The 12,190-nt window shown below is 69.8% G+C and carries 12 protein-coding genes; 8 read left to right on the top strand and 4 right to left on the bottom strand.

Annotated elements, in window-relative coordinates; all coding sequences use genetic code 11:
• On the top strand, nt 1-414 hold a 414-nt coding region (locus HPY23_RS20370), incomplete at its 5' end, for a GGDEF domain-containing protein (RefSeq protein WP_200649670.1).
• Between the two features lie 302 nt (nt 415-716).
• Complete coding sequence (locus HPY23_RS20375) at nt 717-2,219, top strand: GGDEF domain-containing protein (protein ID WP_175539858.1); 1,503 nt, start codon at nt 717-719, stop codon at nt 2,217-2,219.
• On the opposite strand, the gene HPY23_RS20380 is transcribed toward HPY23_RS20375, so the two are convergent.
• Entirely contained in the window at nt 2,203-2,577 is a 375-nt protein-coding gene (locus HPY23_RS20380) for a 4a-hydroxytetrahydrobiopterin dehydratase (RefSeq protein ID WP_060847721.1), read from the bottom strand. The two genes, HPY23_RS20375 and HPY23_RS20380, sit on opposite strands and share 17 nt — an antisense overlap.
• A gap of 230 nt (nt 2,578-2,807) precedes the next feature.
• Here HPY23_RS20380 and HPY23_RS20385 point away from each other — a divergent pair, with 230 nt between their 5' ends.
• The 5 genes from HPY23_RS20385 to HPY23_RS20405 all read left to right on the top strand — a co-directional run bounded on the left by HPY23_RS20385 (nt 2,808) and on the right by HPY23_RS20405 (nt 7,566).
• Nucleotides 2,808-3,806, top strand: a complete 999-nt coding sequence (locus tag HPY23_RS20385; RefSeq protein WP_091882532.1) for an ABC transporter substrate-binding protein — start codon at nt 2,808-2,810, stop codon at nt 3,804-3,806.
• Between the two features lie 234 nt (nt 3,807-4,040).
• Complete coding sequence (locus HPY23_RS20390; protein WP_091882535.1) at nt 4,041-4,778, top strand: ABC transporter permease; 738 nt, start codon at nt 4,041-4,043, stop codon at nt 4,776-4,778.
• Nucleotides 4,759-5,538, top strand: coding sequence for an ATP-binding cassette domain-containing protein (locus HPY23_RS20395; protein WP_091882539.1), 780 nt, complete (start codon nt 4,759-4,761; stop codon nt 5,536-5,538). The genes HPY23_RS20390 and HPY23_RS20395 overlap by 20 nt, the downstream gene beginning before the upstream one ends.
• 151 nt (nt 5,539-5,689) lie before the next feature.
• Nucleotides 5,690-6,904, top strand: a complete 1,215-nt coding sequence (locus tag HPY23_RS20400; RefSeq protein ID WP_060849446.1) for an MFS transporter — start codon at nt 5,690-5,692, stop codon at nt 6,902-6,904.
• A 401-nt stretch (nt 6,905-7,305) separates the two neighbouring features.
• On the top strand, nt 7,306-7,566 hold the full coding sequence (locus HPY23_RS20405; protein WP_060847716.1) for a hypothetical protein: 261 nt from the start codon (nt 7,306-7,308) through the stop codon (nt 7,564-7,566).
• 269 nt (nt 7,567-7,835) lie between these two features.
• Here HPY23_RS20405 and HPY23_RS20410 read toward each other — a convergent pair whose 3' ends face one another.
• The 3 genes from HPY23_RS20410 to HPY23_RS20420 all read right to left on the bottom strand — a co-directional run bounded on the left by HPY23_RS20410 (nt 7,836) and on the right by HPY23_RS20420 (nt 11,262).
• Nucleotides 7,836-9,488: an MFS transporter gene (locus tag HPY23_RS20410; protein ID WP_060849445.1), complete on the bottom strand. Its 1,653-nt coding sequence runs from the start codon at nt 9,486-9,488 to the stop codon at nt 7,836-7,838.
• 724 nt (nt 9,489-10,212) lie between these two features.
• On the bottom strand, nt 10,213-10,791 hold the full coding sequence (locus tag HPY23_RS20415) for a DUF1828 domain-containing protein (protein WP_091882542.1): 579 nt from the start codon (nt 10,789-10,791) through the stop codon (nt 10,213-10,215).
• 150 nt (nt 10,792-10,941) lie between these two features.
• The gene (locus HPY23_RS20420) at nt 10,942-11,262 is read right to left on the bottom strand and encodes a hypothetical protein (protein ID WP_139234874.1); all 321 of its coding nucleotides are present in this window, start codon (nt 11,260-11,262) and stop codon (nt 10,942-10,944) included.
• A gap of 284 nt (nt 11,263-11,546) precedes the next feature.
• Here HPY23_RS20420 and HPY23_RS20425 point away from each other — a divergent pair, with 284 nt between their 5' ends.
• Nucleotides 11,547-12,059: a hypothetical protein gene (locus tag HPY23_RS20425; protein ID WP_091882545.1), complete on the top strand. Its 513-nt coding sequence runs from the start codon at nt 11,547-11,549 to the stop codon at nt 12,057-12,059.
• Nucleotides 12,060-12,190: the final 131 nt, after the last annotated feature.

A 12,190-nucleotide genomic window follows, 5' to 3' on the forward strand; every position in this document is an offset into this window, starting at 1 on the left:
CGGGATCCCCGGGCGGTCCCGAGCCTGGTCGCGATCGACCTCGACCTGTTCAAGCAGGTCAACGACCGGCACGGCCACCTCGCGGGCGACCGGGCGCTGGTCCACCTGGTCTCGGTCCTGCGCGCCGGCCTGCGCGAGGCCGACACGATCGGGCGGGTCGGCGGCGACGAGTTCCTGGTCCTGCTCCCCGGGACCGATGCCGACCGGGCGCAGGCGGTGGCGGCGCGCCTGCGCGAGGCCCTGCGCCGCGCTCCGCTCAGCCTCGACGACGGCACGGTGCTCCTGCTGTCGATGTCCTGCGGCGTCGCCCCGCACCGGGACGGGATGGGCTTCGAGGACCTGGTCCACGCCGCCGACATGGCGCTCTACGGCGCCAAGCGCGCCGGACGGGAGACGTGGATGCTGTCGGCGTGATCCGCGCCCGGCCGGCGGGCCGACCGGCCCCCGGGCGCGGCCGAGGCGGGCGACGACGAACGGCCGCGCCGGCCGGAGGCCGGGATCATCCGTTCGTCTCATAGTATTTCGTCGTAGGGAGCAAGAGTTGCAGGGGGACGGCCCCTGCTACCGATCCCCGCTTTACCGTTACGAATCTATGCCGTTCGACCTATGGCTAGGCCGTCGCATCGTTAGATGACCGTCATCGAGTCCGCTAAAATCTTATGCACGAGAGGTCGGGCAGCGCCGTCGGTCACGGCCCTGGTCCCAAGAGTCGATCGATGACGGACAGACGGACTGCGTGCCTCGTCGGATTCCTGTCCTTCCTGCTGGCCGCCGGCACGATCCACCTCACCAGCGACGGCCGCGACATCGCTACGGTGTGGCCGGCCAACGCCGTCGTCCTCGCCGCCCTGCTCGACCGCCGCCCCGGGGCGTGGACAGGCCTGCTCGGCGCCGGCTACCTCGCCGGCGTGGCGGCGAACGCGGTGACGCGCGGCCTCGGCGCCGGCCCGCTCCTCTTCGGCGCGTGCAACCTCCTCGAACTCTACGTCGCGGCGAGCCTGCTCCGGCCCGCGCTCGAGGGGGAAGGCCCGTCGAGCCGAGGACCGTCGGGCGACGACCTCCTGGTCACGCCCGCGATCGTCGGCCGCTTCATCGTGGTCTGCGGCCTGGTCGCTCCGGTGCTGAGCGGGCTCGGCGGCGCGGCCACCGCCCGGCTGCTGTTCGGGCAGGATCTGGAAACGGCGTTCCTCACCTGGGTCCTGAGCGACGGGCTCGGCCTCCTGATCTTCACGCCGTTCTTCTTCGCGCTCCTGCGCGGCGACTACCGGCGGTACTTCGCCAGCAAGGACTGGCGCCAGCGCGCGGAGGCGGTCGGGCTCCAGGTCCTGGTCGCGGCGGCGACCTACGGGGCGTTCTTCGTCGCCGTGCGGCCGCTGCTGTTCGCGCTGTTCGGCCCGGTGATGCTGGTGACGTTCCGGGTCGGGCGTCTCGGCACGAAGGCCGCCGTGATGGTGATCGCGGTGATCGGCACGCTCGCGACCCTGCGCGGCCAGGGGCCGATCGCCGCGGTCACGCCGGATCCGCACGAGCAGGCCGCCCTGTTCCAGGGCTTCCTCGCCGTCCTGCTGCTCACCTGCCTGCCGGTGGCGGCGGCGCTGTCCGCCCGGGGCGCCCGGTTCGCCTCCCTGTCGCAGAGCGCCGAGGCCCTGCGGGCGCAAGGGGCCGAGCTGGCGCGGATCGCCGCCACCGACGGCCTGACCGGCGTGCTCAACCGCACCGCCTTCCGCGAGACGGCCCTGGCGGCGATGCGGGATCCCCGGGCGGTCCCGAGCCTGGTCGCGATCGACCTCGACCTGTTCAAGCAGGTCAACGACCGGCACGGCCACCTCGCGGGCGACCGGGCGCTGGTCCACCTGGTCTCGGTCCTGCGCGCCGGCCTGCGCGAGGCCGACGCGATCGGGCGGGTCGGCGGCGACGAGTTCCTAGTCCTGCTCCCCGGGACCGATGCCGACCAGGCGCAGGTGGTGGCGGCGCGCCTGCGCGAGGCCCTGCGCCGCGCCCCGCTCACCCTCGACGATGGCACGGTGCTCCTGCTGTCGATGTCCTGCGGCGTCGCCCCGCACCGGGACGGGATGGGCTTCGAGGATCTGGTCCACGCCGCCGACATGGCGCTCTACGGCGCCAAGCGCGCCGGGCGGGACGCGCGGGCCCGGCAGGAGCACGCCGCCCAGCGCCCCGCGCGCCGACCCCGCCGCGCCGCCCTCAGCGGTCGTGCTTGATGTAGGCGAAGCGCGGATCGGTCGGCGTGCCCTCCAGCGCGCCGCCCTCCAGCCCCGGCTGCCAGCCGACCACCTCCTCGATCTTCTTGGCCAGGGCAAAATCCTTCTCGGTCAGGCCCTTGGCCGAGTGGGTGGTGAGCCGCACCTCGACCCAGGCATAGGAGGCGGTGAGGTCCGGGTGGTGCCAGGCCGCCTCGGCGAGGTGCCCGACGGTGTTGATCACCATCAGGGTGCCCTTCCAGCTGTTCGTCCGGTAGGTGCGGGTGATCCAGCCATCGGCTTCCGTCCAGCCCGGCAGGGCGGCGAGGTGCGCGGCGATCGCCTCGGGGGCGAGGACGTCGTCTTTGTCGTTCGGCATGAGGCACGGTCTCCGTCCCGGCCCGCCGCCCGACGAGGGTCCAAGAGAGGACAAGGGTCCAAGAGAGGACGAGAGTCCAACAGACGGCGGCGGCCGATCCGCCGAGGGTGCGGCCTCGCGCCCCCGCAGGCAAGCGGTGGACGCCGCCGCCCGCGCCGCCTACCTCTGGCGGGGTAAAGACCGGCGGCAGGCAAGACCGGCGACGGGCCGGGCAGGAGGGAGGGGCGCCCATGCTCTCACGGCGTGGATTGATGGCGGCGGCCGGGCTGTGGCCGCTGGCGCCGCTGCTGCCCTCGGCCGCGCGGGCGCAGGGGGCGCCCGCCAGCCTGAAGGTCGGGCTCCTGCCCTTCGGCACCGTCTCCTGGGAGGCGGCGGTCATCAAGGCGGAGGGGATCGACGCGGCGGAGGGCCTCGACCTCGAGGGCGTGCGCCTCGCCGGGAGCGACGCCGCCCGCATCGCCTTCCAGGGCGGCCAGGTCGACACCATCGTGTCCGACCTGCTCTGGGCCGCCCGCCTGCGGGCGGAGGGCCGGGCGGTGAAGTTCCTGCCCTATTCCTCGACCGAGGGCGCCCTGATGGTGCCGGGCGACAGCTCCCTGACCACCGTCGCCGGCCTCGCGGGCAAGCGCCTCGGGGTGGCGGGGGGCCCCCTCGACAAGAACTGGCTGCTCCTGCGCGCACGGGCCCGCGAGAAGGACGGGTTCGACCTCGAGCGCGAGGCGCGCCCCGTGTTCGGCGCCCCGCCGCTCCTGATGCGCAAGCTCGAGACCGGCGAGCTCGACGCGGCGCTCCTCTACTGGACCTTCTGCGCCCGGCTCGAGGCCAGGGGCTTTCGCCGCCTGATCGGCGCCGACGGCATCGCGGCGGCGTTCGGGGTCACGGGGCCGATCGCGCTCCTCGGCTACGTCTTCGACGAGGCGCTGCTGCAGCGCGCGCCGGCCGCGGTCGCGGGCCTTGCCCGCGCCTCGTCGCGGGCCAAGCGCGCCCTGGAGGCCGGGGACGCCGCCTGGGCGCCCGTGCGCCCGCTGATGGCGGCCGAGGACGAGGCGACCTACGCCACCCTCAAGCGCGCCTTCCTGGAGGGCATCCCGCGCCGGCCGGCCGCCGCGGAGCGCGCCGATGCCGAGCGCCTCTACGCGGTGCTGGCGCGGCTCGGCGGCGAGCGCCTGGTCGGAGCCGCCACGACCCTGCCGGCCGGGCTGTACTGGGACGGCGGGCCGAATGGCTGAGCGACACGGCAGCCCCTCTCCGGCGCACGAGGCCACGCTCGTCCCGTCCCACCCGCGACCTCGTCCTGAGATGCGGAGCGATCGCGGATCGCGCAGGCTCGGAGGAGGGCTCAGGAGGACGCTGCGATCCCTGGAGCCCTCCTTCGAGGCTGCTTTGCAGCACCTCAGGATGAGGTCGCGGAGGGGAGGGTCGAGGATGGCACCGGTCGGCTGGCCGATCGTGGGGCGGCTCGCTTGACGGCGCTCCTCGCCCGACTCGCCTCGGCCCTCCTGCTGCTGGCCTGCTGGTGGCTGGCGAGCCGGTTCGTCGATCCCCGCACCCTGCCGTCGCCCGAGGCGGTGGCGGCGTTCGTGGGGCGGGAGGCGGCCTCCGGCGACCTGTTGCGCAACGTCGGCATCACGCTGTGGCGGGTCGTGGCCTCGTTCGTCCTCGCCATGGCGACCGGCGCGGTGCTCGGCATCGCGCTCGGGCGCTCGCGGACCGCCGACCGGCTCCTCGACACGCCGCTGCTCGTGCTCCTCAACACCCCGGCGCTGATCGTCACGGTGCTGGCCTATATCTGGCTCGGCCTGACCGAGACCGCGGCGATCCTGGCAGTGGCGCTCAACAAGATGCCGAACGTCGCGGTGATCCTGCGCGAGGGCGCCCGCGGGCTCGATCCCGGCCTCGAGGAGATGGCGCAGGCCTTCCGGTACGACCGCCGCACCTGGATCCGCCACGTCCTCCTGCCCCAGCTCGAGCCCTTCGCGGTGGCGGCGACGCGCTCGGGGATCTCGCTCGCCTGGAAGATCGTGCTGGTGGTCGAGCTGCTCGGGCGGCCGGACGGCGTCGGCTACGCCATCTCGTACTACTTCCAGCTCTTCGACGTCGCGGCGCTGATCGGCTACAGCCTCGTGTTCAGCGCCGTGATGCTGGCGGTCGACGCCCTCCTGCTCCAGCCCCTCGACGCCCATGCCCGCCGCTGGCGATAAGGTTCCCGCCGCCGGGCTGCGCCGCGAGGCGGCGGCCCCGATCCTCACCCTGACGGTGCGCCGCAAGGTCTACCGCCCGGCCGGTGCCGCGCCGGTCGAGGCGGTGCGCGACCTCGCGGTGTCGGTGCGGCGGGCCGAGACCCTGTGCCTGATCGGCCCCTCGGGGGCGGGCAAGACCACCACCTTGCGCATCCTGCTCGGCCTCGACCGCGACTTCGAGGGCGACCTCGCGACCGCGCCGGACCTGCGCATCGGCATGGTGTTCCAGGAGCCGCGGCTCCTGCCCTGGCGCAGCGTCGAGGAGAACGTGCGCCTCTCCCTGCCGCGGGCCGAGCGCGGCCGCTCCCTCGACGCGCTGTTCGACGAGCTCGGGCTCGCCGAGTGGCGCGACCGCTACCCGCGGGCGCTCTCCCTCGGCATGGCCCGCCGGGTCGCGCTCGCCCGCGCGCTCGCCCTGGCGCCCGGCCTCCTCGTCCTCGACGAGCCCTTCGTCTCCCTCGACGACGCGTCGGCCGCGTCCCTGCGGGCCGCCGTGTTCGGCAGCGCGGCCGCCCGCGGCGCGGCGGTCCTGATGGTGACCCACAACGTGCCGGAGGCGCTCGCGGTCGCCGACCGGCTGCTGCTGCTCTCCGGCCGGCCGGCGCGCCTCGCGGGAGAGGTGGCGCTGCCGATCCCGCGGGCGGAGCGCGGCCGCGGCTGGATGGAGGCGACGCGCCGGGACCTCGCGGCGCGCTTTCCCGGGACGGTGGCGGAGGGGTGAGCGGAAGCGGGCGGGGGTTGCATCCCGATCGCTCCTCGGCGATCCGCCCGGCTGCTACGACTCCCGGAAAGCCAAGCCGATTCGGCCGAGCCGTTCAGTTGGCGAAGCCATCCGGCCAAGACGAGTCGAGGAAACGCCCGTGACCCGCCCGATGCCCGCCGACGGGCTCGATTCCGCCGCCGCCTGGCGCCGCCTCGTCGTCTCCGTCCTGCTGACCACCATCGGGGGCGTCGGGATGTGGTCGGTGGTGGTGGTGCTGCCCGCCGTGCAGGCGGAGTTCGGCGCCGCCCGGGGTGCCGCCGCCTTGCCCTACACGCTGACCATGATCGGCTTCGCCTTCGGCGGCGTGCTGATGGGCAAGCTCGCCGACCGGTTCGGCATCCTGGGCCCCCTGGCGCTCGGCGCGGTCTGCCTCTGCCTCGGCTACGGCGCCACCGCGCTCTCGACGAGCCTGTGGCAGTTCGCCCTCGCGCACGGAATCCTGATCGGGCTCCTCGGCTCGTCGGCCGCCTTCGGGCCCCTGATGGCCGACATCTCGCTGTGGTTCGCGCGCCGGCGCGGCATCGCGGTCTCGGTCTGCGCCGCGGGCAACTACCTCGCCGGCACCCTGTGGCCGCCGCTCGTCCAGCACGCGGTCTCGGCCTATGGCTGGCGCGCCACGCAAGCCGGCATCGGGGTGTTCTGCCTCGCCACCATGCTGCCGCTGGCGCTCCTGATGCGCCGGCGCCCGCCGGTCGCGGCGGTGGAGCGCGCCGGGGTCGCGGGGGCGGGCGGGACGCTCGGGCTGCCGCCCAACCTCCTCCAGGGCCTGCTGGTGGTGGCGGGGCTCGCCTGCTGCGTCGCCATGTCGATGCCGCAGGTCCATATCGTCGCCTATTGCGGCGACCTCGGCTACGGCGTCGCCCGTGGTGCCGAGATGCTCTCCCTGATGCTCGGCTTCGGCATCGTCAGCCGGATCGCCTCCGGCTTCCTCGCCGACCGGATCGGGGGCCTGCGCACGCTCCTCGTCGGCTCGGTGCTGCAGGGGGTGGCGCTGCTCCTCTACCTCGCCTTCGACGGGCTGACCTCGCTCTACGTGATCTCGGCCCTGTTCGGCCTCTTCCAGGGCGGCCTCGTGCCGGCCTACGCGATCATCGTGCGCGAGCTGTTTCCGGCGAGCGAGGCCGGCGGCCGGGTCGGGGTGGTCATCATGGCGACCCTGTTCGGCATGGCGCTCGGGGGCTGGCTGTCCGGCGTGATCTTCGACCTCAGCGGCACCTACGCGGCGGCCTTCGCCAACGGCATCGGCTGGAACCTGCTCAACGTCGCCATCTCGCTCTGGCTGGTGCAGCGCCAGGCGGGCCAGGCCCGGCCGGTCCCGGCCTGACGCGGCGGCGGGATCCGGTCCGCCCGGATCCCGCGCCAGGTCCGGGAACAGTCGAGGGCCGGCTCGTCTGGTGCGCCGGCCGCGGGATACCGGCATGGAACCGGGACGGAACTCTCGGGGACTTGCGCGGTTCGAGGTCCAGCCCAGTCGATCGCGACCGGGGCGACAGTCGAGGGCCGGTCCGGCCTTGCCGATGCGTAAGTTGCGCGACCGGGTGCGGAATGTCACCGCGGCGTCGCACCGCCGTGTTTACCGTTTTGTGGATCGACGCGCCTGGGCGGCGCAACTCTTCGGGCGCTCGCGACTTATCCATGGCAAGAGAGAGCGGTCAGAGAGCGAGCGGTCCAGGGCCACTCCGCCCGACATTGCCGCTCGGCATTCAACCGATGGGATCACCGACCATGCGCGCGCGCCCCTGCGCCCGACTGCCCCTGCTCGCCGTGCTGGCCACCCTGGCCGCGGGCGTCGCCCCGCTCGGCGCCGTCGCCGCGCCGGCGGTCGACAAGGCGCCGAAGGCCGCCACGGGTACCACCCGCGACGTCGCCGCCACCGCGAGCGTCACCGCCCCGGAGGCGGACGACGCCCAGTGCTTCACCGCGCGCCGGAAGCTCTTCGTCGACGGCGAGGGCTGGATCGTGCGGCGGATCACGACCTGCCGGTGACCGCACGCGCCTGAACGGTGCTGGGGGCCCGTCTCGGGGAGGCGGGCCTTTTTTTCGTGGAGGGGCCGTTCCCTTGCCATCGCCGGTCCCGGCTTTCGCGCGACGGTCTCGAACCCCTCCGAGGCGTCCCGGGGCCGCGCAGTCGGGAACCCGGGACGATGTCCGAGGACGGGAGCGGCGTCGGTTCCCCTTGCGGGGATGTCCCGAAAGCGGGAGGGGCGCCCGCAGCCTTCGCCGCGGACGCCCCTCCCGTCGCATCATCCCCGACGTCAGTGCGCGGCGGTATCCCGCTCGTCGAAGATGTCCCGGTCCTTGGTCTCGGGCACCAGCAGCAGGCCGAGCACGAAGGTCATCAGCGCGATGACGATCGGGTACCAGAGGCCGTAATAGATGTCGCCGGTCTGGGCCACCATCGCGAAGGCGGTGGCGGGCAGCAGGCCGCCGAACCAGCCGTTGCCGATATGGTAGGGCAGGGACATCGAGGTGTAGCGGATCCGGGTCGGGAAGAGCTCGACCAGGGCCGCGGCGATCGGGCCGTAGACCATCGTGACGAAGAGCACGAGGACGAAGAGCAGCCCGATCACGCCGGCCACCTGCGGCCGGAAGATGTCGAACGGGTTCGCCATCTTGACGACCTGGGCGTCGCCCGCCTTCGGGTAGCCCGCCGCCTGAAGCGCGCCCGCCGCCGCCTTGTTGAACTCCGCCGCCGGAGCGCCCGCCGCGAACGGGACCTCGGTGCCGTTGATCCGCACGACCGTCGGCTGGCCGGCCGGCGCGGCCTCGGTGGTGTAGCGCACCGAGGACTTGGCGAGGTAGTCGCGGGCGAGGTCGCAGGGCGCCGAGAACACCCGGGTGCCGACCGGGTTGAACAGGCTGCCGCACTGGGCCGGATCGGCCACCACGGTCACCTTGACGTTCTCGATCGCCTTCTCGAGGGCGGGGTTGGCGAGCGTGGTGATCTGCTTGAACACCGGGAAGAAGCTCAGCGCCGCGATCAGGCAGCCGGCCAGGATGATCGGCTTGCGGCCGATCTTGTCCGAGAGCCAGCCGAAGACCACGAAGAAGCCGGTGCCGAGCAGCAGCGCCCAGGCGATCAGGAGGTTGGCCGTATAGCCGTCGACCTTCAGGATCGATTGCAGGAAGAACAGGGCGTAGAACTGGCCGGTGTACCAGACCACGCCCTGGCCGGCGACGAGGCCGAGCAGCGCGATCAAGGCGATCTTGGCGTTGCGCCACTGGCCGAAGGCCTCGGTCAGCGGGGCCTTCGAGGTCTTGCCCTCGTCCTTCATGCGCTGGAAGGCCGGCGATTCGCTGAGCTGCAGGCGGATCCAGAGCGAGATGCCCAGCAGCAGCACCGAGACCAGGAACGGGATGCGCCAGCCCCACTCGGCGAAGGCGGCCTCACCCGTGAAGGACCGCACCGCCAGGATCACCACCAGCGACAGGAACAGGCCCAGCGTCGCCGTGGTCTGGATCCAGCTGGTGTAGAAGCCGCGCCGGCCGTGCGGCGCGTGCTCGGCGACGTAGGTCGCCGCCCCGCCGTACTCGCCGCCGAGCGCCAGGCCTTGGGCGAGGCGCAGCACGATCAGGATGATCGGCGCCGCGATGCCGATCTGCGCGGCGTTGGGCAGGATGCCGACGATGAAGGTCGACAGGCCCATGATCAGGATGGTGACGAGGAAGGTGTACTTGCGCCCGACGATGTCGCCGACGCGCCCGAACACCAGGGCGCCGAACGGCCGCACCAGGAAGCCCGCCGCGAAGGCGAGCAGCGCGAAGATGTCCCGGGTCGCCGGCGGGTAGGACGAGAAGAACTGCGCGCCGATGATGCCGGCGAGCGAGCCGTAGAGGTAGAAGTCGTACCACTCGAACACGGTGCCGAGGGAGGAGGCCAGGATGACCTTCTTCTCCTCCCGCGTCATCGGGCGCGCGGCATCGCCGCTTTGCCCGAGGGCGGCTGAGCTTGCCATGGGGTGTTCCTCCTGTGAGGGCGTTTCCTGTGACGGACGTCACGCTTCGCCCGCGCGAGTCTTCGCCGCGTCGGGACCGTCGCGTGGAGGGTGAACCGGGTATCGGGCGGCGCCTTCTCCGCCGGGCGGGGGGATTGAGACCGCCCGCTCGCGCGTGATCCGCCGCCGGAACAAATCGTTAAGCGAGCCGTGGGCCGGCGCCCATCCGACAATTCGTCGTGAGACTTAGGTCGTGCGACTTCCGTCGGGGGCTCGACATGGTCGATCAAACCACCTGAACGACAGCTCAACGCAATGATGAATTTTCGGAGGCGGGTGCAAGCATTTAATTTACATCGCCAGGGCATTTCCCGACAAATCGGACACCGGTTTGTCGGAGAAAATGCGGCAAAAAATATCTAGATTATCGTCCGGTCGCGATACGATCGATCAATACTCTAGATAGTGACATTCTTAGGATAGCCAAGCCTACGTCGGATAGAATTTATGGCACCTTGCTCGTCTTCGCGAAATATTGGCATTGCCAATTCACGATTTTGAGCGCGCTGAAAATTCTTCCGCTTTATATTACGCATCTCTGGATCCTCTATGAGTGCTATAACTTCAAAATCTCTGCGGTCCATTTGCCTCTGTTCCATTTGCAATAAAAGAGCCTCATTTAATTTATCGTTTGAGTTTACAAAATAAATCGCCCCCGTTCGAGCTTTTTTTCGAACTCTGGGCGTGGTTTTATAATTATATCCGGCGGAAAATCTTTGAGATCCTTACTAATTGGCTCATCTTCAACGATATTTGCTGCCTTTCCCAAGGCGATGACAAGCGCGCGCGTTGCATCTTCTCTGAACGTCGAGCGAATGACATCGCGCGTCAGCAACTCCAAATCACGCACACGAATCATACTTGAAATAAAATCAATTACCCGAAGCGGTATGTCTGCGTCAAAAAACTCTCCTGTACGAATTTCATAAGTATCACGATCCCAATATGCATTTCCCGATAAAAGAATAGCATCCAGAAGCTGACCACGCGTGCCCTGATCTATCGCGATGTCTTTTGCGATCAAATGCGCGAGATAACCACCATCATCTTCAATAATATATTTTTCTCCATCTGCGTGAGTAAGATAGAAGCTGATAGGGTCGCCTAGACTATCCTCGAAAGCTGAACTTATGGCATAGCCAGTTGGAACGGGATGGACAGAAATGCCACCGCAGAAAGTCGTGCAAAGTGTTTTTTTCAGATCTTCAGGGCGCATCGAGGTCCAGAACTCCTTGCTCCTCTCTCACGCAGAAGAACCGCTTTGCGGCTTCCCAGAAAGTCGTTTCAGTCCAGGCATTTGTCCGCCGGTGCCGTGCCCCGATAGGCGGGATGCGAGCGAGATTATCAAGCCCAGTCGCTCCCGTCTCTAGCCTCCTCGGTCGCAGTGAGCATGCACATGCAAGCCAGGATGGCTTGCATGTGACTCGAAACGGGCGACAACGGAAAATCCGTCGACCGTTTCACGGATAAGCTTCGCGTTCCAATTTCCGCGGCCAGGGTTGCATTCCGCCAGCAAAATATAAATCTCGCCACCCGAAACAACTTTTGAAGATCGCCATTGCCACCCCGCGCGGATCGGCTTTGTTTTGGCATAGATCGGCGCATATCGTGGCTGAAGGTCCTTTGCTGACCATTGCCCGGCAGATTCTGTAATTTTTTCCTTTTTTACCAAACGTCTTATGCGCATGTTTCATTCCATCCCCGCGCAGATGTGCGAGACTAGATCGTGAAGTTTTTTATGTCATCATTTTTTCGCAGATCGGAGCCGATGCGCAGTCCGAGGAAAAGGCGCCGTTTTCCTCAGCTAGCAAAAATTCGGTTTGGTCGGAACCAAATGCCCACATTATCAAGCTGATCGAGTGATCATCTCAGGCCTCCGTACTCTGCCACGGCTGGCGCGGCTCCCCCACGGGAACGAGGATGGCACCCCGGCATTGAACCTGCGAGTGCCGGGAGCCGGGAAGACACACCATGCGTCGCGACCTGATCGTCCTCACCCTCGCCGCCGCGGCCCTCGCGGGGACGGGCGCTGCGGCGCAGCCGCTCGGCGGCGCCGGCCGGGCGGGCGCCGGGCAGCCGCATGTCGGGCCGCAGGGCGGCCGCGCCGCGGTCTATGACGTGCGCGGGCGGCACGGGCGTATCGGGGCGCTGCGCGAGCGGGGCTTCGCGGGCAGGGGCTATGCCGGCCGGAGCTTCGCGGGTCGGCGGTTCGCTGCCTACGGCGGCACCACCTTCGCCGGTCCTCTCGGGCTCTACGGCGCCAACGGCGTGCTGGAGCCCGGTCTCGTCGCCGAGCCCTACTTCAAGCTGCCGCGCCCGAGCGAGCTCGTCCCGTCGGCCTGGGGCGAGGGGACCTACGGCATCCCGACCGTCGCCGGCATCCCGCCCCAGCCGAAGGCCGATCCGGTGCTCTACGTCATCAACGGCGGCGAGCGGCGGGTCGGGGGCGCGCGGGTGATCTCGGTCGACGCGCCGCGGCGCTGACCCGCGACCTTCTCTCGCAGGAACCGGAGCGGGAAGGACCCTTCGGGCATGCGGGCGGGCGCTCGCCTGCCCGGCCGCGATTTGTTATGCCGTGCGGGTGATGCCGACCTCGCCCCCCACGCCGTCGAACC

It is taken from the genome of Methylobacterium ajmalii (assembly GCF_016613415.1).
Classification (GTDB): domain Bacteria; phylum Pseudomonadota; class Alphaproteobacteria; order Rhizobiales; family Beijerinckiaceae; genus Methylobacterium; species Methylobacterium ajmalii.

Excerpts from the sequence above, each read along its gene's own strand:
- HPY23_RS20410 (WP_060849445.1), bottom strand. The coding sequence starts at position 9,488 with ATGACGCGGGAGGAGAAGAAGGTCATCCTGGCCTCCTCCCTCGGCACC.
- HPY23_RS20425 (WP_091882545.1), top strand. The coding sequence starts at position 11,547 with ATGCGTCGCGACCTGATCGTCCTCACCCTCGCCGCCGCGGCCCTCGCG.
- HPY23_RS20380 (WP_060847721.1), bottom strand. The coding sequence starts at position 2,577 with ATGCCGAACGACAAAGACGACGTCCTCGCCCCCGAGGCGATCGCCGCG.
- HPY23_RS20420 (WP_139234874.1), bottom strand. The coding sequence starts at position 11,262 with ATGCGCATAAGACGTTTGGTAAAAAAGGAAAAAATTACAGAATCTGCC.
- HPY23_RS20400 (WP_060849446.1), top strand. The coding sequence starts at position 5,690 with ATGCCCGCCGACGGGCTCGATTCCGCCGCCGCCTGGCGCCGCCTCGTC.
- HPY23_RS20385 (WP_091882532.1), top strand. The coding sequence starts at position 2,808 with ATGCTCTCACGGCGTGGATTGATGGCGGCGGCCGGGCTGTGGCCGCTG.
- HPY23_RS20375 (WP_175539858.1), top strand. The coding sequence starts at position 717 with ATGACGGACAGACGGACTGCGTGCCTCGTCGGATTCCTGTCCTTCCTG.
- HPY23_RS20405 (WP_060847716.1), top strand. The coding sequence starts at position 7,306 with ATGCGCGCGCGCCCCTGCGCCCGACTGCCCCTGCTCGCCGTGCTGGCC.
- HPY23_RS20415 (WP_091882542.1), bottom strand. The coding sequence starts at position 10,791 with ATGCGCCCTGAAGATCTGAAAAAAACACTTTGCACGACTTTCTGCGGT.
- HPY23_RS20395 (WP_091882539.1), top strand. The coding sequence starts at position 4,759 with ATGCCCGCCGCTGGCGATAAGGTTCCCGCCGCCGGGCTGCGCCGCGAG.